This is a genomic window from Rugosimonospora acidiphila, assembly GCF_039543385.1.
GTDB lineage: Bacteria > Actinomycetota > Actinomycetes > Mycobacteriales > Micromonosporaceae > Rugosimonospora > Rugosimonospora acidiphila.
The window spans coordinates 303,281-326,594 of sequence record NZ_BAABJQ010000004.1 but is presented as its reverse complement, the minus strand read 5'-3'; the positions used below and the strand labels follow the sequence as shown (position 1 = coordinate 326,594).

Below are 23,314 nucleotides of genomic sequence, written 5' to 3'. Positions count from 1 at the left end.
ACCTGACCAGGGTAACTGATGGCCGGCGCGTCGAGCCAATCGGCCGGCGCCGTCCGCCCGCTCCAGGCTCGCGCCGCCGACCTGGACGGCGCCGCACCGCAGTCCTCCCGAAGGAATGTCGCCGATCCTCCCCGGAGGAATGTCGCCGGCCCCAATTAACCTTTGGGACGTGCTGGACAGCCTGGACGCCGCCGCCGTGCGCCGATGGTGCACCGAGGGCCTGGCCGCGCTGCGCCGGCACCAGGACGAGATCGACAAGCTCAACGTGTTCCCGATCCCGGACGGCGACACGGGCACCAACCTGGTGCTCACGGTCACCTCCGCGCACCAGGCGCTCGACCAGGAGCCGGACGACGGCGGCCCGGAAGAGGTCGGGGAGATCACCAGGCTGGGGTGGACCCTGCGGCGCATGGCGCGCGGCGCCGTGCTCGGGGCGCGGGGCAACTCGGGCGTGATCATGTCGCAGATGCTCCGGGCGATCGCCGACGCGCTGGCCACCACGCCCGCTGCCCGGGGCCGGGCCCTGGCCACCGCCCTCGACCGGGCGGCCACCGCGGCCCGGGCGGCGGTCGCCACGCCGGTGGAGGGCACCCTGCTGTCGGTGGCCGGCGGCGCGGCCAGGGCCGCCGCCGAGGCCGGGTCGGACGAGCTGGAGGGGGTCGCCCGCGCGGCGGCCCGGGGCGCGGCCGAGGCGCTGGACCGCACCCCGAAGCAGCTGCCGACGCTCGCCCGGGCGGGCGTGGTGGACGCCGGCGGGCGGGGCCTGGTGATTCTGCTGAACGCGCTGGTCGACGTGGTCGCCCAGCCGATCGCCGGCCGGTCGGACCCGCCGGACGCCGCACCCGACCCACCGCCCGCCGCCGAGGCCTCACCGCCCGCCGCCGACGACCCGTCGCCGGCCCCGGTAAGCCCGCCCGCCGCCGGGGATGGCCCGGGCGACCCGTGGGATGGCCCGGGCGCCGCCGGATCGTCCGGCTCGGCCGGGCCCGGTCCGCGCTCGCGCTCCCGCCGGCCGCCCGCGGTCTCGGCCTGCGAGGCCGGTCCGGTCGAGTTCGGATACGAGGTGCAGTACCTGGTCGACGCGCCGGAGCCGGCGGTCGAGGCGCTGAGGAAGCAGCTGGCCCCGCTGGGCGATTCGCTGGTGGTGGTCGGTGACGGCGAGGGCACCTGGAACGTCCACGTGCACGTCGACGACGTCGGGGCCGCGATCGAGGCCGGGGTCCGGGCCGGCCGGCCGCACCGGATCTCGGTCACCCGGTTCGCGGACCGGATCGCGCCGCCCGAGCCGCAGGACCGGTGCGCGGTGGTGGTGGCGACCGGCGACGGCCTGATCGAGCTGTTCCGGGGCGAGGGGGCGCTGATCGTCGCCGGGCCCACGCCGTCCACCGGCGAGATCCTGGCCGCCATCCGGGCCGCCGGCGCGCGGCAGGTCGTCGTGCTGCCGGGCAGCCGGGCCACCCAGGCCGTCGCCGCGCTGGCCGCCGAGCAGGCCCGGGCACAGGGGGCCAGGGTCGGCGTGGTGCCGACCCGATCGCCGGTCCAGACGCTGGCGGCGCTCGCCGTGCGGGACGAGGGGCGGCGGTTCGAGGACGACCTGATCGCGATGGCCGAGGCGGCCGGCACCTGCCGGTACGCGGAGGTGTGCACCGCAGGCAAGGAAGCGGTGACTGTGGCCGGAGTGTGCCGGCCGGGGGACATACTGGGCCTGGTGGAGGGCGAGGTCAATCTGATCGGGCACGACCTGCGTCGGACGTGTCGCGACCTGCTGGACCGCCTGCTCGCCGGCGGCGGCGAGCTGGTCACGCTGCTGACCGGCGCCGACGCGCCGCCCGGGTTGGGCGCGGCGCTGCGGGAGCACCTGGGCCGGCGCTGGCCCTTCGTCGAGGCGCAGGTCTTCGATGGCGGCCAGCCGCTGTACCCGCTGATGGTGGGAGTGGAGTGACCGGATTCGACGCGCCCCTGCGCAAGATCGTCGGGGACAAGACCGCCAAGGCACTGGCCTCCCACCTGGAGCTCTCGACCGTCGGCGACCTGCTCTACCACTTCCCTCGCCGGTACGACGAGCGCGGCGAGCACACCGACATCGGCTCGCTGCGCCCCGGCGAGCAGGTCACCGTGCTGGCCCAGGTGAAGCGTGCCAGCATCCGCCCGATGCGGGCCCGGCGCGGCCAGCTGCTGGAGGCCACCGTCGGCGACGACAGCGGCGGGCTGCTGACCTTGACCTTCTTCAACCAGGCGTGGCGGGAGCGCGACCTCAAGCCCGGCCGGTGGGGCATGTTCGCCGGCAAGGTGACCGAGTTCCGTGGCAGGCGACAGCTCAACAGCCCCGACTACCTGCTGCTCGACGATCAGGACGGCGGCGAGGAGATCGAGGAGTTCGCCGGCGCGCTGATCCCGGTGTACCCGGCCGCGGCGGCGGTACCGACCTGGGTGATCGCCCGCTGCGTGCGGGTCGCGCTGGACACCTTCGAGCCGCCCCCCGATCCGCTGCCCGCCACCCTGCGCGCCGAGCGCGGACTGATGGATTTGGGCACCGCGCTGCGCCAGATCCACCGTCCGGAAAGCCGGGGCGCCCTGGAAGCGGCGCGCAAGCGGCTCAAGTGGGACGAGGCGTTCGCCGTGCAGGTGACGCTCGTCCAGCGCAAGCTGCGTGCCCTGGACTGGCCGGCCCGGCCGCGGCCGCGGAGCGAGGACGGCCTGCTCGCCGAGTTCGACCGGCAGCTGCCGTACGAGCTGACCGAGGGCCAGCGGGCGGTGGGCGCCGACATCGCGGCCGACCTCGAACGGCCGCACCCGATGCACCGGCTGCTGCAGGGCGAGGTCGGCTCCGGCAAGACGGTCTGCGCGCTGCGGGCGATGCTGCAGGTGGTGGACGCCGGTGGGCAGGCCGCGATGTTGGCCCCGACCGAGGTACTGGCGGCCCAGCACTACCGGGGCATCGCCGGCCTGCTCGGCCCGATGGGCCGCGCCGGGGAGCTGGACTTTGACGAAGACCGCTCCGACGATCCGGCCCAAGTGCCCGCTCGGGGTGACGAAGCCACCCGGATCTCGCTGGTCACCGGCTCGTTGGGAGCGGCTGCCCGGCGGCGGGCGCTCGCCGAGATCGCTTCCGGCGAGGCGGGCATCGTCATCGGCACCCACGCCCTGCTCTACGAGGGGGTGGACTTCGCCGACCTCGGGCTGGTCGTGGTCGACGAGCAGCACCGGTTCGGCGTCGAGCAGCGCGACGCCCTGCGCGCCAAGGCCGACCAGCCCCCGCACGTGCTGGTCATGACCGCCACACCGATCCCGCGCACGGTCGCCATGACGGTCTACGGCGACCTGGAGGTCTCCACCCTGACCCAGCTGCCGCGGGGGCGCTCGCCGATCGCCTCCCACCTGGTTCCCGCCGCCGACAAGCCGGCGTTTCTGGACCGTGCCTGGCAGCGGCTGCGCGAGGAGGTCGAGGCCGGTCACCAGGCGTACGTGGTGTGCCCGCGCATCGGCGAGGACGAGGGGAGCGACGACCGCTCCGGGGCGTCGCGCGGCGCCGGACGCGCCGAGCCGGACTGGTCGGACCCAGGCGGCGACCCTGGCGAGGGCGGCGACCCGGGTGCCAGCGGCGACGAGGATGGCGAAGCGCGGCGCGCGCCGCTGGCGGTCCTGGAGGTGGCACCGCTGCTGGCCGACGGGCCGCTGCACGGGCTGCGCATCGGGGTGCTGCACGGCCGGCTGCCCGCCGACGAGAAGGACGCCGTGATGCGCTCCTTCGCGGCCGGGGAGCTGGATGTCCTGGTCGCTACGACGGTCGTGGAGGTAGGCGTCGACGTGCCCAACGCGACGGTGATGATCGTGCTGGACGCCGATCGGTTCGGCGTATCCCAACTGCACCAGCTGCGCGGCCGGGTCGGCCGGGGCGCGGCGCCCGGCCTGTGCCTGCTGGTGACCGAGGCGTCCGAGGACAGCCCGGCCCGCGAACGGCTGACCGCGGTGGCGTCCACGCTCGACGGGTTCTCCCTCGCCGAGCTCGACCTGGAGCAGCGGCGGGAGGGCGACGTGCTGGGTGCCGCGCAGTCCGGCCGCCGCTCGCATCTGCGGCTGCTGTCCCTGCTGCGGGACCGCGACCTGATCGGCGAGGCGCGCGGCGAGGCGCTCGCGCTGCTGGAAGCGGACCCCGAGCTGGACCAGCAGCCCGCGCTGCGCGACTGGATCGCGTCCCTGGTGGACGAGGAACGCGCGGAATTCCTGGAGAAGGGGTGACCCGCATCGTCGCGGGGCGCTACGGCGGCCGGCGCATCGCCGCGCCGCCGGGCCGGGACACCCGCCCCACCTCCGACCGGGTGCGCGAGGCACTGTTCGGGTCGCTGGGACCGCTGGACGGGGTCCGCTTCCTCGACCTCTACGCCGGCTCCGGCGCGATCGGGCTGGAAGCGGCCTCCCGGGGGGCGGCGCACGTGCTGCTCGTGGAGAGCGATCCGAAGGCCGCCCGGGTGGCCCGGGAGAACGTGGCGCTGCTGGGCGCGGTCCGTCAGGTCACCATGGCGGTCGCCCGGGTGGCCCCGACGCTCGCGGGCGGGCCGCCCGGGGCGCCGTACGACGTGGTGTTCGCCGACCCGCCGTACGCGGTGGCCGAGGAGGAGATCGCCGAGCTGCTCACCTCGCTGGTGGAGCACTCCTGGCTGACGCCGGAGGCGACGGTGGTGATCGAACGATCGCGCCGCTCGCCCGAGCCGGCCTGGGTGCCGTGCATCACTGGAGACCGATCTCGGCGCTATGGTGACACGACTCTTTGGTACGGTCGCGGATCGTGAAGCGTGCGGTGAGCCCCGGCTCGTTCGACCCGGTCACCAATGGGCACCTGGACATCATCGACCGATCGTCGCGTCTGTACGACGAGGTGATCGTGGCCGTGCTGATCAATACCTCCAAGAGTGGCCTGTTCACCTTGGAGGAACGGCTGGACATGCTGCGTGAGGTGACCCGCCCGTACCCGAATGTCCGGGTGGAGTCCTTCCACGGGCTCCTGGTGGACTTCTGCCGGGCGCAGGGCGCCGCGGTCGTGGTCAAGGGCCTTCGCGCGGTCAGCGACTTCGACTACGAGCTGCAGATGGCCCAGATGAACGTCGGGCTGGCCGGGGTGGAGACGCTGTTCATGCCGACCAACCCGCTGTACTCGTTCCTGTCGTCGAGCCTGATCAAGGACGTGGCGAAGTGGGGCGGTGACGTCTCCCCGCACGTACCCGAGGTCGTCGCGCGGCGGCTGGCGGAGCGGCTCGCACACGGTGCCCCGGGCGGCTGATCCCCACCCGGTACCCGTCCGGCACGGCGGACACGCATCATAGAGCAGGCCCGGATTGGCCGGCGCGCAATTGCCGCGACCGTCATGATGGGGTCTGACCGCAATCGATGCCGCGTTGCCGGTCCGGCACCAGCGCCGGTCCGCCACCGTACGGCCGGTGCGGTGCCCGCATAGCTGACAGGAGACCGCCGTGGAGCCGCTGGACCGCATCGACGAGATCATGGCGCTCGTGGAGACGGCTCGTTCGGTGCCGATGTCGCGCAACTGCATGCTCGACCGGACCGAAATGATCAACATCTTGGACCAGCTGCGCGAGGAGCTGCCCGCCGAGCTGCGCCGCGCCACCGCCTTGCTGGAGGAGCGCGACAAGATCCTTGAGGCGGGCCGCAACGAGGCGGAGCGGATCATCGGGGAGGGCGAGGCCGAGCACTCCCGGCTGGTATCGGTGAACGAGGTCTCGGTCTCGGCCGAGCACGAGGCGGCCCGGCTGATCAGCGAGGCCCGGGCCGAGGCGCAGCGGCTGCGCGAGGAGGTCGACGACTACGTGGACACCGCGCTGGCCAACTTCGAGCAGCTGCTGACCCGTTCGCTGGCCTCGATCGAGCGGGGGCGGGACAAAATGCACGCTCTGCGCGAGATCGGCTCGTTCATCCCGGATCAGGAGACCGGGCCAATACCGCTGTGAGGCGGGCGGGTTCTCCGGGGCAGGCAGGGGCGCTCCGGGCTCGGCAGGGGCGATTCGACGGTCCGCCGGCCGCTCGGGTAACCTTCTTCGACGGCCTCTCCCGGCCGGAGACAAACGATGCATGATTATTCGCCGAACCATCACCTCGACCCCCGGGCACCGCTGGTCCTCGACACGAGAGACCTGCCTCGCCGTCCGGGGGCTCTGCGTGCCGTCCGGCGTTCGGTCCCGGCACCGGAGGATCTCGGCCTGGAGCTGATCGGGGTGCCGCAGGGCGCCGACCTCGACCTCGACCTGAGGCTAGAGTCGGTCTCGGAGGGCGTGCTTGTCTCCGGGACCATCACCGCACCGGTGAAGGGTGAGTGCGGTCGCTGCCTGCGTCCGATCGGCGACACCTTGACCGTTCCCATCCAGGAGCTGTATGCCTACGAGCACAGCACCACGGATGAGACGACCGAGGAGGACGAGGTCGGCCGATTGCAGGGCGACCTGTTCGACCTGGAGCCGGCCCTGCGCGACGGAGTGGTGCTCGCATTGCCCGCGAACCCGCTGTGCCGCGAGGACTGCCCGGGGCTGTGCCCCGAGTGCGGGGTGCACTGGGATGAGTTGCCGGCGGATCACAGCCACCGGCAGGTCGACCCCCGGTGGGCGGCGCTCAGCAACCTGAACGACCCGATTGACCAAGCACCGACCGAGCAAGCTCGGGCCGCTCGCGGCCCGGATCACGAGGAGAACTAGCCGTGGCCGTTCCGAAGCGCAGGATGTCGCGCAGCAACACCCGGTCCCGCCGGGCGCAGTGGAAGACCACCGCGGTCGCCACCGTCGCATGCCCGCAGTGCCGGTCGCCGAAGCTGCCGCACGCGGCGTGCAGCGTCTGCGGCACGTACAACGGTCGCCAGGTCCTTGAGGTCTAACCCTGGCGATCAGGGGTGACGCGATCCGAGCGGTCGGGCACCGCGCGGATCGCCGTCGACCTCCTCGGCGGGGATCGCGCCCCCGCCGTCGTGGTTGACGGCGCTCTGCAGGCTTGTGAGGCCGACCCCGAGCTACGCCTTCACCTTGTCGGACCACCGGAGGTGGCGGACGAGGTCATCGGCGCGTCCACGCCGGAGGTCCGGCGGCGGTTGACGGTGTCGCAGGTCGCCGCGGCAGTGGGTGAGGCCGACGCGCCCGCCCGCGCCGCGCGGCCGGACACCACCGTGGCCGCCTCGGTGGCGGCGGTAGCCGGCGGGTTCGTCGACGCCGTGGTCTCGGCGGGTGCCAGCGGGGCCACGGTGACGGCCGCGGTGCTGGGGTTGGGTCGGGTGCCGGGGGTACGCAAACCGGCGCTCGCCGCCATCGTGCCGAGCCGTACCGGTCCGTTGATGTTGCTCGATGTCGGCGCCTCACCCGAGGCCTCCGCCGGCGTGCTCGTGCAGCACGCGATCCTGGGCTGCCGGTACGCGGCGGCAGTGCTCGACCTGGCCCAGCCCCGGGTGGGGCTGCTGTCCATCGGTGCCGAGCAGGGCAAGGGCGACCGGCTTCGGCGCATCGCCGACGACGCGTTGCGCGTTGCCCTGCCCGAGTACATCGGCAACGTGGAGGGCAACGACGTGCCGCTCGGCGGTCGCGCCGATGTCGTGGTGACCGACGGGTTCACCGGAAATGTGCTGCTCAAGGGCATAGAAGGCGCGTACGCGCTGGCCGGAGGGGCGGCATTGGGCAGCGCCGCGCCCCGGGCGGCCGCGCTGCTCGGGGTGCGCGGGCTGGTGGTGGTCTGCCACGGCGCGGCCACCGGCGAGGACATCGCCTCCGGCATCGCGTTCGCCGCACGCCTGCACCGGACCCGTGTGCCGGCCGAGTTCGCCTGGGTTCCCCGGCTGTCCACCGACACCGCACCGTCCCCGGGCTCGGCCCGCAGCCGGGCGGCTCTGACCTGGAAGAGAGGGTAAGTCGATGAAGGGCCGTCCACCGGTTGCCTTCCTGGAGGCCGCCTTCGGGGTGAGCCTCGACCCCCAACTGCTGGAGCGGGCGTTGACGCACCGCTCGTACGCCTACGAGAACGGCGGCCTGCCGACCAACGAGCGGCTCGAGTTCCTCGGCGACTCCGTGCTCGGAGTGATCATCACTACCGCGCTGTTCAACGACCATCCGGACCTGCCCGAGGGGCAGTTGGCCAAGCTGCGGGCCAGCGTGGTCAACATGCGAGCGCTCGCCGAGGTGGCCCGTGGCCTGGGGCCGTATGGGCTGGGCCCGTACCTGCTGCTGGGCAAGGGCGAGGAGACCACGGGCGGGCGGGACAAGGCGAGCATCCTCGCCGACACCCTCGAGGCACTGCTCGGCGCGATCTACCTGCAGCACGGGCTGGATCGGGCCGACACCGTGGTGCACAAGCTGTTCGACTCGCTGATGATCGACGCCGCCGGCCGGGGTGCCGCCCTGGACTGGAAGACCAGCCTGCAGGAGCTGACCGCGAGTCGCGGCCTGGGCGTCCCGGAGTACCGGGTGGACGAGGCCGGCCCGGACCACGCGAAGGTGTTCACCGCCTGGGCGGTCGTCGCGGGAGGCCGGTACGGGGGCTCCGAGGGCCGCAGCAAGAAGGAGGCGGAGCAGCGGGCCGCCGAGATGGCCTGGCGGGAACTGACTGAGGAGCCCGACCGCGGCGGCTCCGGCAACAGCCGGGTGCACGGCGGGAAGGACGAAAAGGAAGACCGGCTGGGATGATCGACTCAGTCGATCAGACCGGCGCGCCGGCAGCACCGGCCACCAGCCGACCCACCCTGCTCGACGGGGCGGCCATCGCGCTGCTGCTCTACGCGACCACCCGGGTCGTGCAGTTGGTCTTCATCACCTGGCTCGCGCCGGGCGGGGGGCCGTCCATCAAGGATCGGCTGCTCGCCTGGGACGGCGGGTGGTTCATCCGGGTGGCCACGGAGGGGTACCCGCACACCTACACGTACGACGACAAGGGGGTCATGGTCGGCAACGGCCTGGCCTTCTTTCCGCTGTACCCCGGGCTGATCCACGCCGTGCACTGGCTGGGAACCAGCTACGACTACTCGGCGATCGGCATCTCCTGGGCCGCCGCCGGGGTGGCGAGCGTCCTGCTGTACCGGTTCGGCGCGGTGCTGCACAGTCCCCGGCTCGGGTACGCGCTGGTGGTGCTGTTCTGCGCGCAGCCCATGTCGGTGGTGCTGTCCATGGCGTACAGCGAGGCGCTGTTCAGCGCCCTGGTGCTTGGGGCGCTCTACGCCGCCTACCGGGAACGGTTCCTGGTCGCCGGCGTGCTCGGCCTGGCGGCGGGGCTGTGCCGGCCCACCGGACTGGCGGTGGGGCTCGCCGTCGTGGTGGCGGCCGTGGTGGCGCTGCGCGCCGGGCGCGGCGGCTGGCGGGCCGTGACCGGGGCGGTGCTCGCGGTGGTCGGAGTGCCCGCGTACCTGGTCTGGGTCGGACTGCGGGTGGGAGACCTGAGAGCCTGGTTCACCATCCAGACGGCCGGCTGGGGCACCACGTTCGACTGGGGCTCCTCGACCTGGACCTTCCTGGAAACCGCCTTCCACCAGGGCAACAGCTGGGTGCAGATGAGCGTGGCGTTCATCCTGGTGGCCGCCGTGGTGGCGGTGGTACTGGCGGTGGTGCGCCGGACCTGGCTGCCGCTGACCGTGTACGGGCTGCTCTCGTTCGCCTCCGTGGTCGGGCAGGCCGGCTACTACCACTCCAAGCCCCGGCTCCTGATCCCGGTGCTGTTGACCCTGCTCCCGGCCGGGTACGCGGCGGCCCGCGCCCGCCCGGTGGTGGCTACCCTGGCGCTGACCGGGTACGCGGCATTCGGGCTCTGGTACGGCGCGTACATGATCACTGTCTGGCAGTTCACGATCTGAGCAAGGCGGCGGCGGATGCCCGAGCTTCCCGAGGTGGAGACGGTCCGGCAGGGACTGGCCCGGTGGGCCGACGGCCGGCGCATCGTCGCGGTCGAGGTGCACCACCCGCGTGCCATCCGGCGGCACCTGCCGGGCGCCGAGCACTTCGCCGCCGTCCTGATCGGGCGCACCATCGTGAACGTGCGCCGGCGTGGCAAGTACCTGTGGATCCCGCTGGACTCCGGTGACGCCCTCGTCGCGCACCTGGGCATGTCCGGCCAGCTGCTCTTCCAGCCGGCCGCCGCGCCCGACGAGACGCACCTGCGGGTGCGGCTGCGATTCGCCGACGGCGACCCCGAGCTGCGCTTCGTGGACCAGCGCACGTTCGGTGGCCTCGCGGTCTCCGAGGACGGCGCCGAGCTGCCGGCCGAGATCGCCCACATCGCCCGGGATCCGCTGGACCCGCTGTTCTCCGACGATGACTTCATTCAGGCGTTGCGGCGCAGGCACACCGAGGTCAAGCGGGCGCTGCTGGACCAGACGCTGATCTCCGGCGTCGGCAACATCTACGCCGACGAGGCGCTGTGGCGGGCCAAACTGCACGGGACCCGGCCTACCGACGCGCTGACCCGTCCGGCCGTGGCCCGGCTGCTCGGGCACGTGCGTGACGTGCTCACCGAGTCGCTCAAGGACGGCGGCACCAGCTTCGACGCGCTGTACGTCAACGTCAACGGGGAGAGCGGCTACTTCGACCGGTCGCTGAACGTCTACGGGCGGGAGGGGGAGCCCTGCTTCCGGTGCGGTACGCCGATCCGGCGCGAACCGTTCATGAACCGATCGTCGTACTCCTGCCCGCACTGCCAGCCCCGGCCGAGGCCCCGCCGCCCGGCGGCCTGACCAGGGCGGCCGACCGGCCCTCGACCCCGAGCCGGCCCTCGACGCCCAGCCGGCCCTCGACGCCCAGCCGGCCCTCGACGCCCAGCCGGCCGCCGAGCCCGAGCCAGCCCCAGCAGCCGAGCCCGACCCAGCCGCAGAAGCCGAGCCAGCCCCGTGGTCCGGCCCAGCTCCCGAGGCCGGACCGGTCACCGGCACCGCCGGGGTCCACCGAGTCCGGGTCGAACACCGCGTCCGCGGCCAGTACCAGGCCGGCGAGGTAGCCGGCCGCGACCAGCCCGACCCGTACCGGCTCGGTGTGAGCCAGCGCCACGGCCGCGCTGCACGCGGCGAACACGGCCGCACCCGCGACCGCTCGCCGCCTCGCGGCGAGCACGAGCAGCACCGCGTACCCGCCGGCCATTAGCACGCAGGCGGCGGGCGCCAGCAGGTCGGTCGCGGCCAGCGCGGCACCCGCCAGCAGGGGCGGCACCAGGATCGCCAGCGTCGCGGCGCCCAGGCCGCGCAGGTGCCGGCGCCAGGTCGGCACCGTGTCGTAGGTGACCAGACCCCAGCCCGCCCGGCCCCGGTGCCAGGCCGCCAGCAGCTCGGCCAGCGGAACGCCGACCAGCGCCGGCAGCAGCGCGGTGGTGCCCAGCCACCAGGCGGCTGCGGCCAGGGCCGCGGCGGCCACCAGCCGGACGGCCAGCAGCCGTGGCCGGCGCAGGCCGGCCCAGTCCCAGCGCGCCCGCGTCGCGGCGTGCCGGTGCGCGACCCGGCGTACCCACAGCCTGGCGCGCACCCGTTCGGCCAGGGCGAACACGTCGGGCTCGCCGTACTCGCCCCGGGCCGCCTGATCGGTGATCCCGGACTCCTCCAGGCACGCGGCGACCTCGTCCCTGTCGAGCACGCCGGACGCGCGGTCGATCACGCCGGACGCGCGCAGCCGCCGGGCCAGGGCCTCGATCCGGTCGGCGCGGCCGTCGCGGTCGCCGTTGCGATCGCGGCCGTCGCGGCCGTCGCTGTCGCCGTTGCGGTGGTCCGACCCGCCGGCCCCGCCCGGCCGCTCCCGCGGGCCCGCCTCACCCGCCGGCCCCGCCTCACCCGCCGGTCCCGCCTCACCCGCCGGCCCCGCCTCACCCGCCGGTCCCGCCTCACCACGCTGGCCGGGCAGTACCGGCCGGTCCGGGGTCGGCGGCCCGGGCCGCCACCCGGGTCCGGGAGCCCCGGTGAGTGCGCCCTCGCCCGGGCCGCCGGGCCGCGGTGGGCGCGCCATGTGCATCGTCACGCCGGGATCCCGTCCGCCACCGCGAGCCCGTCCGCCGTCGCGAGCCCGCCCGGTACGGCGAGTCCGTCTGCCGGCACGAGCCCGGGCCGGCCGGACAGGGCCCGCGCGTACTCCTCACGGAACCCGTCCAGCATGGCGTTCCGGGTGAACAGGGTGCGGGCCCGGCGGCGGGCGGCGCTGCTCAGCTCGCGACGCAGCCGGGCGTCGGTCAGCAGGCTGGCGCAGGCCGCCGCCAGCCGGTCCGGGTCGCCCGGCGGCGTGACCAGCGCACCCATGCCGGCCATCGCGGCCAGGCCACCGTTGTCCGTGCAGACCGTCGCCCGGCCGCACAGCATCGATTCGATCAGCGGGTACGGCATCGACGCGTGCCCTCCGGACACCACCACCAGGCGGGCCGTCGCGTACGCCTCCCGGCGGTCCGCCACCGGCCCGGCGAAGGTGATCCGCTCCGGCGTCGGGTACGGCGGCGCCGAGCCGGCCACGATCAGCCGGGCGTCCGGTACCGCCCGCAGCAGGGTGGCGAATGCCTGCAGGATCAGTGGCAGTTCGTCGTCGGGGCCGAGCCAGACCACCACCGGCTCGGGCGGCTCCTCGCGCAGGTGCGGGTAGTCCCGCGGCTCGACGCCGGGCGGCACCACGCGCAGCAGTTCGCGCTCGGCTCCCTGCCGCGTCGCCCAGCGCCGCATCCGCTCGGTGGGCAGGGCGATGGCGCCGGCCTCCGCGTACCCGAGCCGGGTCAGCGAGCGCAGGAACCGCAGCAGGATGGCGCGTGCCGCCGGCCGGTCGCCGACGTCCTCGATCAGCGGTGAGCGCAGGTAAAGGCCGTGTTCGGTGAGCACGTACGGGACGCCCCGGCGCCACTTCGCGCCGAGCGCGACCAGGGTGGCCAGGCCGCCGTCCACGGCGTGGCACAGCTCGACCTCGGGTACCGGGACGCACAGCGCCCGTACCGCGTGTTCCAGTGCCCGCGCGGTGACCTGCGCATCGCGCAGCACCGGCCAGGGCAGCCCGGTGCCGGGGGACCGGCCGGTCAGGCGCGCCACGGCCGTGGATGGGCCGCCGGCGGCCCGCCACGCGTCCAGCAGCACCTCGACCAGCGGCACCCCGACCAGCGGGTGGGTGCCGTCGGTGGAGATCGCGGCCAGCCGGCGCAGGGCGGAGCGGAACATTTCGGCGCTGTGCGGGCCCTCCTCCAGCATTCCGCGGCAGAGCAGCACGGCGGCGTGGGTGGCGGTGCGCCGGTGCTGGCGCAGGGCGGGGCCGCGGCCGCGGCCCGGGCGTACCGGCCCGCTCGCCAGCCGGAGCGCGGTGGCCACGAAGGTGCCAGGCGGCTCCGGCCGGGTCTGCCGGCCCCACCGGCCGCGGCGCGCGCCGACCGGCCGGCCCGGGGCCGCGTCGAGCGCGGCGACCCGGTGGAACCGGTACTCGTCGAGGCCGGCGGTGAGCAGCTCGCACCAGGTCTCCACGGCACCGTCCCGGTACGGGTACGTGCCCCCACTGATCAACGCCACCCGCACGCTGTTCACCCCCAGGAGGGGCAACGAGTCGCTGGCCTTACGCGCACCGGTCAGCAGCCGGGGAACTTTTGCCCGACTCGTGGCGGGCCGTCCCGGTCAGTCCCCGAAGTCCTCGGTCCAGTACCCGATGCCGTTGGTGGCCACGGCGACGCCGACGCCCACCGCCTTGGCGTGGCAGTTGCGGATGTTGGCAGCCTCGCCCTTGTTGGCGAGCCAGGCCGTGATCGCCTGCTGGGCCGTCACGTACCCCTTGCCGATGTTCTCGCTGAGCGGGTGGCGGTACCCGGCCTTGCGGATCCGGTCCGCGAAGGTGCTCTTGTCGCTGCCGGCATGGCTGAGGAAGCCCTTCGCCGCCATGTCGGCGCTGTGGCCGCGGGCCGCGCTGCGCAGGTGGGAGTCGGTCTTCACGGTGTGGCATCCGGCCTTGGTACGGGCCTGGTTGGTGAGCTTTATCAGCTCGCTCTCCAGGCTCGCGGGATTCACCGTGGGCACGGCCACGGTCGAGGGCTGCGGCGCCGGCAGGCTCGGTGAGGGCGAGGCGCTCGGGAAGGCGTCCGGCGGCGCGGCGGGCAGGTTCGGCGCGTCGCTGCTGATCGGCAGCGCGTCGGCGTGCGGATGGCTGGTCAGAGGCGGGATCAGCGCGAACGCGAGGCCCAGGACGCACAGCGCCCCGGAGGCGATCGCGGCCAGGCCGAGCGGCCCCGGCCTGCGCCAACCGATGCGGTCGCGCCAACCGGTGCGGTGATGCCCGGCGCGCCGGGTACCGATCGGTCCGCCTCCGGCGGTCGGTGGGGTCTCGCGCGGCTGGGTCACCGGCTGGGCCTCCGTGTCGCTCCGTCTCGTTCCGGGTGGGTCCGAAGCGCTGGACGGCGCCCGGCGGGCGGGGCCGCGGTCGGCCATCGGCGGGTCGCCCCCACCCGGGTGGGCCATCCGCGCGATGCCCCGGCCGGCGCGGGGGCGCCGGTCGGCTTGGCGGGTCGCCGGATCTGGCCACGCCTTCACATTCCGGCATGACGGTACGCGAGCCATCGGAAGCGGCTGATCCGCCCCTCGCCCGGCCGCGAGGAGCCCTGCCAGAGCCAGCCCGGCCAGGGAACGGCCCGGCCGGAGACGGCCTGGCCAGGATCAACGGAAAATCGGGCGCTTCGGTGCGCAGGGTCTCGACTTGAGTCGCCAGGGCTCAAGGCGGAACTTGACGTTCTTGAGTGGACGGCGGAATATGTGGATGTCGCCAGTCGCGCCCTGCCCTGCCTGTGCGCATGTGCTGTGGCAGTGACAGCTGGGCGCGCGTTGGCCGGCCTATCCGGCGGCGCATTACAAGGAGACGATATGGCGAAGGCCCTCTTCGGCCACGTGGGCAGCGCGCCTGACCGGCGTCTGCTCGACGAGGTCACCCAACTGCGTGCCAAGGTTCGGGCCCTGGAGTTCGAGGTTACTCGGCTGCGTGCCGAGAATGATCGTTTGGCGGCAGCCGAAGCCGCCGAACTGCTGCGCCTGTCCGAGCCGGCGCTGACCTGAACACCGGGGTGCCGGTTCCCCCCGAATCGGCATCTTTCGACCCATCCGCCCGCGGACAACCGCACATCTGGCGCGCCGATACCCTCCTGCAGGGTTCGGCGCGCATCACTTTGTTACCGGCGCGGCATGCTCCGCGTACCAGGACCCTGTCCGGGGTACCCTCGCCAGGAATGGCGAGCTTCTGATCTGTAGAGACCCGGAGACACGTGCACCTCAAGAGCCTGACGGTCAAGGGATTTAAATCCTTCGCTTCGGCCACGGCGATGAAGTTGGAACCTGGGATCACCTGCGTGGTGGGCCCCAACGGCTCCGGCAAGTCCAACGTGGTCGATGCGATCGCCTGGGTCCTCGGCGAACAGGGCGCCAAGGCGCTGCGCGGCGGCAAGATGGAAGACGTGATCTTCGCCGGTACCACCGGCCGGGCGCCGTTGGGTCGCGCCGAGGTCACCCTGACCATCGACAACGCCGACAACGCGCTACCAATCGACTACACAGAGGTGTCGATCACTCGCCGGATGTACCGCTCGGGCGAGAGCGAGTACGAGATCAACGGCGACTCGTGCCGGTTGCTGGACATTCAGGAGCTATTGTCCGACTCCGGCATCGGCCGGGAGATGCACGTCATCGTCGGGCAGGGGCAGCTCGACGCGGTGCTGCACGCCAAGCCGGAGGACCGGCGGGCGTTCATCGAGGAGGCGGCCGGCGTCCTGAAGCATCGCAAGCGCAAGGAGAAGGCGCTGCGCAAGCTGGACGCGATGCAGGCCAACCTGAACCGGCTGACCGACCTGACCGCCGAACTGCGCCGCCAGCTCAAGCCGTTGGGCAAGCAGGCCGAGATCGCCCGGCGGGCGGTGGGAATCCAGACCGACCTGCGCGACGCGCGGCTGCGGCTACTCGCCGATGACCTGGCCACGCTGCGCGAGACGCTGGAGAAGGAGATCGCCGACGAGTCGGCGCTGCGCCAGCGGCGGGAGGAGACCGAGGCCGGGCTGAGCTCGGTACAGGCCCGATTGGCGGCATTGGAGACTGAACACGCCGCGGATGCCCCGATTCTCGCCCGTGCCCAGGAGACCTGGTATCAGCTCTCCGCGCTTCAGGAGCGGTTCAGGTCGTCCGAGCAGCTGGCCACCGAGCGGCTGCGCCACCTGTCGGCCACCCCCGAGGACGAGCGTCCCGGCCGCGACCCCGACCAGTTGGCGGCCGAGGCGGAGAAGGTGCGCGCCCAGGAGAGCGAGCTGCGCGCCGCCCTGGAAGCGGACGAGGACCGGCTGTCCGAGGCGGTGGAGCGCCGGCAGGGGCTGGAGCGGCAGCTGGCCGAGGCCGAGCGGGCGCTGGTGGCGGCGGTGAAGGCGATCGCCGACCGGCGCGAGGGGCTGGCCAAGCTGACCGGCCAGGTCGACGCCGCCCGGACCCGGACCACCGCCGCCGAGGAGGAGATGGCCCGGCACGCGACCGCCTGGGCCGAGGCGCGCGAGCGGGCCGAACTGGCCGAGGGGCAGCTCGGCGCCGCCCAGGAGGAGTCCGACGGCCTGGAGGACGAGGACGCCGACCTGGTGGCCAGGCACGCCGCGGTGACCCAGGCGCACGAGACGGCCCGGGCCCGGGCCCGCGAGCTGGGCGAGGCGGAGCGCAAGGCCGAGCGCGAGGCGTCCGAGTGGAAGGCCCGCGAGGAGGCTCTCGCCCTGGGACTGCGGCGCAAGGATGGCGCTGGCGCGCTGCTCGCCGCGACCGATCGGATTCCGGGAGTGCTGGGCAGCGTGGCGGCGCTACTCGCGGTCGAACCCGGCCACGAGGCCGCGCTCGCCGCGGCGCTCGGTGCGCTGGCCGACGCGGTGGCGGTTTCCGGCGTGGACGACGTGACCGCCGCCATGGGGCTGCTCAAGGAGCAGGACGCCGGCCGCGCGACGCTGTTCGTCGGCTCGCCCGGACCTGCGGGCGCCGATCCCACCGCCGGCCGACCGGCCCTGCCGGACGGCTCGGTCTGGGCACTGGACGTCGTGCGCTGCGCCGAAGAGCTACGCCCCGCGCTGACGCACGCGCTGGGCGACGTGGTGCTGGTGCCGAATCTCGACGCGGCTCGTGATCTGGTGGCGGCCCACCCGAATCTGCGCGGGGTTACCCCGGACGGTGACGTGGTCGGGGCCTGGGTCGCGGCCGGCGGCTCGGCCAAGGCGCAGAGCTACATCGAGGTGCAGGCGGCGGTCGACGAGGCGCGGCAGCGCCGCTCCGAGGCGAATGCCGGGCTGGAGCTGCTACGCGCGCAGCTCGACGGGGCCAGGGCCGAGGTCGCCGAGCGCAAGGAGGCGGAGACCGCGGCGGCGGCTTTGCGCCGGGAGGCGGAGGGCCAGCGCAACGCGTTCTCCCGCCGACTGGCCGAGCTGGGCGCCGCGGCCAGGTCCGCCCGGGCCGAGGCCGACCGGCTCGGCGCCGCGCGGACCAAGGCCGAGGCGGCCCGGGAGCAGGGCCTGTCCGCGCTGGCCGAGCTGGAGGAGCGGCTGCGGCTGGCCGAGTCCACACCGATCGAGGACGATCCGTCCAGCGCGGAGCGCGACCAGCTCGGCGCGCTGGTGCCGCAGGCCCGGCAGAACGAGATGGAGGTACGCCTGGCCGTGCGTACCGCCGAGGAGCGGGTCGGTGCCCTGTCCGGCCGGGCGGACGCGCTGGCGCGGCAGGCCGCTGCGGAGCGTGCCGCACGGGAGCGTGCCGCGGCCCGCCGGGCCGCCCGGGCCCGGGGCGCCCGGATCTCCGAGGCGGTGGCCGCGGGCGCCCGGATCGCGCTGGAGCGCATCGCCGGATCACTGGCCGCCGCCGCGCAGCAGCGCGACGAGATCGCCGCGGCCCGTTCGGCACGCGAGGCCGAACTGTCCGAGGTGCGTGGCAGCGCCGGCCGGCTGGCCGGCGACCTGGAGCGGCTGACCTCGGAGGTGCACCGGGACGAGGTGGCCCGCGCCGAGCAGCGGCTGCGCATCGAGCAGCTGGAGGCCAAGGCCGGCGAGGACTTCGGCATCGACGTGGAGACGCTGCTCGCCGAGTACGGGCCGTCCATCGATGTGCCGCCGACCGCGGCCGACCTGTTGGCCGCCGAGGCGGCCGGCAAGCCCGAGCCCTCGCCGGTGCCGTTCGACCGCGCGACCCAGGAGAAGCGTGCGGCCAAGGCCGAGCGCGAGCTGACCCTGCTGGGCAAGGTGAACCCGCTGGCCCTGGAGGAGTTCGCGGCGCTGGAGGAGCGCTACAAGTTCCTCTCCGACCAGCTGGAGGACCTCAAGAACACCCGTCGCGACCTGCTCACCGTGGTCAAGGACGTGGACGACCGGATCCTGGAGGTCTTCACCTCCGCCTACCACGACACCGCACGCGAGTTCGAAGAGGTGTTCCGGGTGCTGTTCCCCGGCGGCGAGGGCCGGCTGGTGCTCACCGAGCCGGACGACATGCTCACCACCGGCATCGAGGTCGAGGCCAGGCCGCCGGGCAAGAAGATCAAGCGCCTGTCGCTGCTGTCCGGAGGCGAGCGCTCGCTGACCGCCGTCGCGTTGCTGTGCGCGATCTTCCGCGCGCGGCCCAGCCCGTTCTACATCATGGACGAGGTCGAGGCCGCGCTCGACGACGTCAACCTCGGCCGGCTGCTCACGCTGCTTCAGCAGCTACGGGACCGCAGCCAATTGATCATCATCACGCACCAGAAGCGCACCATGGAGATCGCCGACGCGCTGTACGGCGTGACCATGCGCAACGGCGTCACCCAGGTGATCAGCCAGCGCCTCGGCCGCGACGAGGACGCGATCGACGGGGCGGTGCTCGGGTGACCTCGAGGCCCATCGCCACCGGCCTGCTGGTCGACATGGACGGCGTGCTGCGCCGCTGGGACCCCCAGGTGTCCCTCACCGTCGAGCAGCGGTACGAGCTGCCGCCCGGTACCTTGGCGCGCACCGCGTTCACGCCGTCCCGGGTGATACCGGCGATCACCGGTGAGGCCAGCCACGCCGACTGGATGAGCAGCGTCGCCGAGGCGCTCGGTGAGCCGGAGGCGGTCGTCGAGTGGGAGCTGTACCGGGGTGAGGTGGACCCGGACGTGCTCGGGCTCGTCCGGGAGGCCCGGGCGGCCGGTATCCGCACCGGCCTGGCCACCAACGCCACCGACCGGCTCGACGCCGACCTGGCCCTGCTCGACCTGGTCGACGAGCTGGACGTGGTGATCAATTCCTCGGTGATCCGGGTGGCCAAGCCCGCGCCCGGCTACTTTCAGGCGGCCTGCGCCCAGCTCGGGATACCGCCGCGCCAGTGCCTGTTCGTGGACGACTCGGAGCGGTACGTCAACGGTGCCCGGGCTGCCGGCCTCTCGGCGCTGCGCTGGTCCGGCCCCGTCGACCTGCCGTACGTGCGGGCGGCGCTGGGCCTGGCCACGGCAACGTCCTCGCCCGAGTAGCGGAAAGCCCGGCGAGTCGCGAGAACGGGAACTAGTTCACCTCGATCGAGCGACAGGGCGACGCGGCCTTCGAGTCCGGGCTGGAGACGATCGTCCAGGGGCTGCGCGCCCGGCTGGCTCGTCCGGGGCGACTCCACTCCTGAGCTCGCGATAGACGGCATCCACGGCCGGGTGGGCGGGCCGCCGCGCCTCCGGGCGCGATGTCTGCCAGGATTCTGTCATGCAGTGGTACGTCTACGTCCTCATCGTGCTCGGCGTGTTCCTCGTCGTCGGCCTTGGCCTCGTGGTTCGGCAGTCGTCACGGCGGCCCCCGGCTCCGCCGGAGGAGCCGACCGCGGGCGCGCCGCAGGCGCCTCCGGTACAGACCGCCCCGCCGCCGAGCGCCGCCGCGCCGCCGACGGTCGAGGCCGCGCCGCCGACGGTCGAGGTCGTGCCGCCGACGGTCGAGGTCGTGCCGCCGGTGGCCGTGCAGCCGGAGATCGAGGTGGAGGCGCCGCCCACCGTCGAGGCGCCCGCGCCGACCGCCGGCCGGCTGGTGCGGCTGCGCTCCCGGCTGTCCCGCTCGCAGAACGCGCTGGGCCGTGGCCTGCTCGCGGTGCTGTCCAGGGACCGGCTGGACGACGAGGCGTGGGAGGACCTGGAGGACAGCCTGATCACCGCCGACGTCGGCGTGGAGCCGACCCGGGAGATCGTGGAGCGGCTGCGCGAGCGCACCCGGGTGCTGGGCACCCGTACCCCGGACGAGTTGCGGTCGCTGCTGCGCGAGGAGCTCGTCGGCGCGCTGGACCCGAAGGCGGACCGCAGCCTCGCGGCCACCCCGCACGACGGCCGGCCCGCCGTCCTGCTGGTGGTCGGGGTCAACGGCTCCGGCAAGACGACCACCTGCGGAAAGATCGCGCGAGTACTGGTCGCGGACGGTCACACCGTGGTGCTCGGCGCCGCGGACACCTTCCGCGCCGCCGCCGCCGACCAACTGGCCACCTGGGCCGGGCGGGTCGGGGCCGAGGTGGTCCGGGGTCGGGAGGCCGGGGACCCGGCGGCGGTCGCGTTCGACGCGGTACGCCGGGGGATCGAGGCGGGCACCGATACGGTGCTGATCGACACCGCGGGGCGGCTGCAGAACAAGGTCGGTTTGATGGACGAACTGGGCAAGGTCAAGCGCGTGGTGGAGCGGCACGGGCCGGTCGACGAGACGCTGCTGGTACTCGACGCCACCACCGGGCAAAACGGGCTGACCCAGGCCCGCGTCTTCACCGAAGTGGTGGACGTCACCGGGGTGGTGCTGACCAAGCTCGACGGGACCGCGAAGGGCGGGATCGTCATCGCGGTACAGCGCAACCTGGGCATTCCCGTGAAGTTGGTCGGACTGGGCGAGGGACCGGACGATCTGGCGCCGTTCGAACCGGAGGCGTTCGTCGACGCGTTGCTCGGCGTTAACGCGTAGCCTCGGGGAACGGTCACGGTGCCGGAGTAATCAGTGCCGTCGGCGATGGGTGGGGAGTGACGCAACAGGAGATCCCGCTGCTGGGTGGCAATACCAGCACGGTGGTGCGGGTGGGAGACACGGTACGGAGAGGCTGCGGTCCGTGGACCCCGGCGGTACACGCGCTGCTGCGGCATCTGGAGTACGTCGGGTTCACCGGTTCCCCGCGTGTCCTCGGCATCGACGAGCGCGGCCGTGAGGTGCTGTCGTACCTGGAGGGGGAGTGCGGGTCGTACCCGCTGGGCCCCGACTGGGTGACCGACGAGGCGCTGGTGGCCGTGGCCCGGATGCTGCGCATGTTCCACGACGCGCAGTACGGATTCCGTCCGCAGCCGGGTGCGGTGTGGCGCTCGTTTGGGCCGCCCCCGCCGGACACCGAGGTGATCTGTCACCACGACGTGGCGCCGCACAACGTGGTCTGGCGCCCGGACGGCACCCTCGCGATGATCGACTTCGACCTCTGCTCGCCCGGCGCGCGCATCTACGATGTGGCGTACGCGGCGTGGACGTGGGTACCGCTGTTCTCCGACCGGGACTCCTACACGCTGGGCTGGCGGCGCCCGGACCGGCCGCGCCGGTTGAGGCTGTTCGCCGACGCGTACGGGCTGAGCGACCGGGACCGTCACCGCCTGGTGCGCACGATCCGTAAGCGGATCGTGGATCACGTCGAGGGCATCCGGCGGATGGCCGCCGCCGGCGACCCGGCCTTCGTGCGGATCGTGCACAAGGGGCACCTCCGCCGCCCGATGCGGGATCTTCGGCTGATCGACTACGAGCGCAATGCCCTGGAGTACGCCCTCCGTTAGTCCGTTCGGCCGGTCGAGCGCGGGTTCGGCGCCTCGTGAGCGTTTCTTCACACGTACGAAACATCACGTCACGCGTCGGTAACCGGGCAGCGACCTCGCGCGAAACAGCGGGGCGCGAGAGTTCCGCGCAACCGGCGATCGGGCGACGCTGCCACCGCCGGAGGGAGGAACTCACACCGAGGAGGGCGGCGTGCTGCTCGCTGATCCATCGGCGCTCGATACCGGCAACACCACGTGGTTGCTGGTCTCGTCCGCGCTCGTACTGCTTATGACTCCGGGTCTGGCGTTCTTCTACGGCGGCCTGAACCGCTCCAAGAGCGTGCTCAACATGATGATGATGAGCTTCTCGTGCATCGGGCTCGTCTCCGTCCTGTGGCTTATTTACGGCTTCTCGTTCGCATTCGGCACCAACTCCAGCTCCGGTGCCAACGAAATCATCGGTAGCTTCACCCAGTACCTCGGCAACAAGACGTTCGTTGGCGAGATGTGGCTGTCCACGGGCATTCCCACCTACGTCGTGCTGGCGTTCCAGATGATGTTCGCGGTCATCACGGTCGCCCTGATCAGCGGCTCGATCTCCGACCGGACGAAGTTCAGCGGTTGGCTGGTGTTCGCGTTCGGCTGGTTCACCATCGTCTACGTCCCCGTGGCGCACTGGGTCTGGGGCGGCGGCTTCATCGCCACCAAGATCGGCGCACTGGACTTCGCCGGTGGAACCGCGGTGCACATCAACGCCGGCTCGGCGGCGCTCGGCCTCGCGCTGGTGCTCGGCAGGCGGGTCGGCTGGCCGAAGGAGAGCTTCAAGCCGCACAACGTCCCGTTCGTGGCGCTGGGCGCGGGGTTGCTGTGGTTCGGCTGGTTCGGATTCAACGCGGGCTCCGAGCTGACCGCCGACAACCTGACCGCGCTGGCGTTCGTGAACACCCAGGTGGCGACCGCCGCCGGGTTCCTCGGCTGGATCATCGTGGAGTGGGTACGCAAGAACGGCCGGCCCACCATGGTCGGTGGCTCCTCGGGCGCGGTGGCCGGCCTGGTCGCGATCACCCCGGCCTGTGCCTACATCGCCCCGTACGCCGCGGTCCTGCTCGGGCTGGTCGCCGGCGGGGTCTGCGCGATGGCCGTGAGCGTCAAGTACAAGCTGGGCTTCGACGACTCGCTCGACGTCGTCGGCGTGCACTTCACCGGCGGGTGGATCGGTTCCCTCTGGATCGGCCTGTTCGGCAGCGGCGCGATCAGCAGCTACGTTAAGCACAACGGCCTGTTCTACGGTGGCGGCGTGGGTGCCCTGTGGCGCCAGGCCCTGGCGAGCGCCATCGTCTCGGTGTTCTCGTTCGGCGTCGCGTACCTGCTCGGCACCTTGATCAATAAGACCATCGGGCTGCGTACCAGCCGTGAGGTCGAGGTGGAGGGCATCGACGTGGCCGAGCACGCGGAGAGCGCGTACGAGTTCTCGCCGGCGGCCGGCGGCGGCGGCGCCGGCGCGTTCGCCCTGGCCGGGGTCGGCGCGCCGAAGTCCGAGGCGCCGAAGTCCGGCGCGCCGAAGCCCGCGGTGCCCGGCCCGGCGGCGGAGCCGGATCCGGAGTCCGAAAAGGTAGCCGGTTAAC

General features: G+C 73.2%; 20 protein-coding genes. 17 read left to right on the top strand and 3 right to left on the bottom strand.

Going from position 1 to position 23,314, the window contains the following annotated elements:
• Positions 1 to 169: 169 nt before the first annotated feature.
• The 11 genes from ABEA87_RS09180 (at position 170) to mutM (ending at position 10,699) form a co-directional block, all read left to right on the top strand.
• Positions 170 to 1,942: a DAK2 domain-containing protein gene (locus tag ABEA87_RS09180; RefSeq protein ID WP_345627888.1), complete on the top strand. Its 1,773-nt coding sequence runs from the start codon at positions 170 to 172 to the stop codon at positions 1,940 to 1,942.
• Positions 1,939 to 4,239: an ATP-dependent DNA helicase RecG gene (gene recG, locus ABEA87_RS09175; RefSeq protein WP_345627886.1), complete on the top strand. Its 2,301-nt coding sequence runs from the start codon at positions 1,939 to 1,941 to the stop codon at positions 4,237 to 4,239. The genes ABEA87_RS09180 and recG overlap by 4 nt, the downstream gene beginning before the upstream one ends.
• Positions 4,236 to 4,790: a 16S rRNA (guanine(966)-N(2))-methyltransferase RsmD gene (rsmD, locus tag ABEA87_RS09170; RefSeq protein WP_345627884.1), complete on the top strand. Its 555-nt coding sequence runs from the start codon at positions 4,236 to 4,238 to the stop codon at positions 4,788 to 4,790. Before recG ends, rsmD begins: the two co-directional genes overlap by 4 nt.
• On the top strand, positions 4,787 to 5,278 hold the full coding sequence (gene coaD / locus ABEA87_RS09165; RefSeq protein ID WP_345627882.1) for a pantetheine-phosphate adenylyltransferase: 492 nt from the start codon (positions 4,787 to 4,789) through the stop codon (positions 5,276 to 5,278). Before rsmD ends, coaD begins: the two co-directional genes overlap by 4 nt.
• A gap of 190 nt (positions 5,279 to 5,468) precedes the next feature.
• Positions 5,469 to 5,963, top strand: coding sequence for an ATP synthase subunit B family protein (locus ABEA87_RS09160; protein ID WP_345627881.1), 495 nt, complete (start codon positions 5,469 to 5,471; stop codon positions 5,961 to 5,963).
• Between the two features lie 117 nt (positions 5,964 to 6,080).
• The gene (locus tag ABEA87_RS09155; RefSeq protein WP_345627879.1) at positions 6,081 to 6,701 is read left to right on the top strand and encodes a YceD family protein; all 621 of its coding nucleotides are present in this window, start codon (positions 6,081 to 6,083) and stop codon (positions 6,699 to 6,701) included.
• A 2-nt stretch (positions 6,702 to 6,703) separates the two neighbouring features.
• Positions 6,704 to 6,877 carry a 50S ribosomal protein L32 gene (rpmF, locus tag ABEA87_RS09150; RefSeq protein WP_345627877.1) on the top strand — a complete coding sequence of 58 codons (174 nt, stop codon included), beginning with the start codon at positions 6,704 to 6,706 and terminating at the stop codon, positions 6,875 to 6,877.
• Between the two features lie 15 nt (positions 6,878 to 6,892).
• Positions 6,893 to 7,894, top strand: coding sequence for a phosphate acyltransferase PlsX (locus ABEA87_RS09145; RefSeq protein WP_345627875.1), 1,002 nt, complete (start codon positions 6,893 to 6,895; stop codon positions 7,892 to 7,894).
• Positions 7,895 to 7,898: 4 nt separating this feature from the next.
• Positions 7,899 to 8,666 (top strand): ribonuclease III, encoded by a 768-nt coding sequence (gene rnc, locus ABEA87_RS09140; RefSeq protein ID WP_345627873.1) that lies wholly within the window; start codon positions 7,899 to 7,901, stop codon positions 8,664 to 8,666.
• The gene (locus ABEA87_RS09135; protein ID WP_345627872.1) at positions 8,663 to 9,823 is read left to right on the top strand and encodes a mannosyltransferase family protein; all 1,161 of its coding nucleotides are present in this window, start codon (positions 8,663 to 8,665) and stop codon (positions 9,821 to 9,823) included. The genes rnc and ABEA87_RS09135 overlap by 4 nt, the downstream gene beginning before the upstream one ends.
• A gap of 15 nt (positions 9,824 to 9,838) precedes the next feature.
• Entirely contained in the window at positions 9,839 to 10,699 is an 861-nt protein-coding gene (mutM, locus tag ABEA87_RS09130; protein ID WP_345627871.1) for a bifunctional DNA-formamidopyrimidine glycosylase/DNA-(apurinic or apyrimidinic site) lyase, read from the top strand.
• Here the strand turns inward: mutM and ABEA87_RS09125 are convergent.
• The 3 genes from ABEA87_RS09125 to ABEA87_RS09115 all read right to left on the bottom strand — a co-directional run bounded on the left by ABEA87_RS09125 (position 10,629) and on the right by ABEA87_RS09115 (position 14,293).
• Positions 10,629 to 11,963 carry a hypothetical protein gene (locus ABEA87_RS09125; RefSeq protein WP_345627869.1) on the bottom strand — a complete coding sequence of 445 codons (1,335 nt, stop codon included), beginning with the start codon at positions 11,961 to 11,963 and terminating at the stop codon, positions 10,629 to 10,631. The two genes, mutM and ABEA87_RS09125, sit on opposite strands and share 71 nt — an antisense overlap.
• Positions 11,960 to 13,480, bottom strand: coding sequence for a DUF3492 domain-containing protein (locus ABEA87_RS09120; protein WP_345627867.1), 1,521 nt, complete (start codon positions 13,478 to 13,480; stop codon positions 11,960 to 11,962). The genes ABEA87_RS09125 and ABEA87_RS09120 overlap by 4 nt, the downstream gene beginning before the upstream one ends.
• Before the next feature lie 96 nt (positions 13,481 to 13,576).
• Complete coding sequence (locus tag ABEA87_RS09115) at positions 13,577 to 14,293, bottom strand: CAP domain-containing protein (RefSeq protein ID WP_345627865.1); 717 nt, start codon at positions 14,291 to 14,293, stop codon at positions 13,577 to 13,579.
• Between the two features lie 516 nt (positions 14,294 to 14,809).
• Between ABEA87_RS09115 and ABEA87_RS09110 the strand changes: the two genes are divergently transcribed.
• From ABEA87_RS09110 to ABEA87_RS09085, 6 genes are all read left to right on the top strand, one after another.
• Positions 14,810 to 14,998, top strand: coding sequence for a hypothetical protein (locus ABEA87_RS09110; RefSeq protein WP_345627863.1), 189 nt, complete (start codon positions 14,810 to 14,812; stop codon positions 14,996 to 14,998).
• Positions 14,999 to 15,204: 206 nt separating this feature from the next.
• Positions 15,205 to 18,801: a chromosome segregation protein SMC gene (gene smc, locus ABEA87_RS09105; protein WP_345627861.1), complete on the top strand. Its 3,597-nt coding sequence runs from the start codon at positions 15,205 to 15,207 to the stop codon at positions 18,799 to 18,801.
• A gap of 35 nt (positions 18,802 to 18,836) precedes the next feature.
• Positions 18,837 to 19,421, top strand: coding sequence for an HAD-IA family hydrolase (locus ABEA87_RS09100; protein ID WP_345628199.1), 585 nt, complete (start codon positions 18,837 to 18,839; stop codon positions 19,419 to 19,421).
• 220 nt (positions 19,422 to 19,641) lie between these two features.
• Positions 19,642 to 20,865 (top strand): signal recognition particle-docking protein FtsY, encoded by a 1,224-nt coding sequence (ftsY, locus tag ABEA87_RS09095; protein ID WP_345627860.1) that lies wholly within the window; start codon positions 19,642 to 19,644, stop codon positions 20,863 to 20,865.
• A 56-nt stretch (positions 20,866 to 20,921) separates the two neighbouring features.
• Positions 20,922 to 21,710 carry an aminoglycoside phosphotransferase family protein gene (locus ABEA87_RS09090; protein WP_345627858.1) on the top strand — a complete coding sequence of 263 codons (789 nt, stop codon included), beginning with the start codon at positions 20,922 to 20,924 and terminating at the stop codon, positions 21,708 to 21,710.
• Between the two features lie 193 nt (positions 21,711 to 21,903).
• Positions 21,904 to 23,313, top strand: a complete 1,410-nt coding sequence (locus ABEA87_RS09085) for an ammonium transporter (protein ID WP_345628197.1) — start codon at positions 21,904 to 21,906, stop codon at positions 23,311 to 23,313.
• Position 23,314 lies beyond the last annotated feature (1 nt).

Coding starts and splice junctions, on each gene's coding strand:
- ABEA87_RS09155 (WP_345627879.1), top strand. CDS start 6,081: ATGCATGATTATTCGCCGAACCATCACCTCGACCCCCGGGCACCGCTG.
- rnc (WP_345627873.1), top strand. CDS start 7,899: ATGAAGGGCCGTCCACCGGTTGCCTTCCTGGAGGCCGCCTTCGGGGTG.
- ABEA87_RS09135 (WP_345627872.1), top strand. CDS start 8,663: ATGATCGACTCAGTCGATCAGACCGGCGCGCCGGCAGCACCGGCCACC.
- mutM (WP_345627871.1), top strand. CDS start 9,839: ATGCCCGAGCTTCCCGAGGTGGAGACGGTCCGGCAGGGACTGGCCCGG.
- ABEA87_RS09110 (WP_345627863.1), top strand. CDS start 14,810: ATGGCGAAGGCCCTCTTCGGCCACGTGGGCAGCGCGCCTGACCGGCGT.
- ABEA87_RS09100 (WP_345628199.1), top strand. CDS start 18,837: ATGGACGGCGTGCTGCGCCGCTGGGACCCCCAGGTGTCCCTCACCGTC.
- ftsY (WP_345627860.1), top strand. CDS start 19,642: ATGCAGTGGTACGTCTACGTCCTCATCGTGCTCGGCGTGTTCCTCGTC.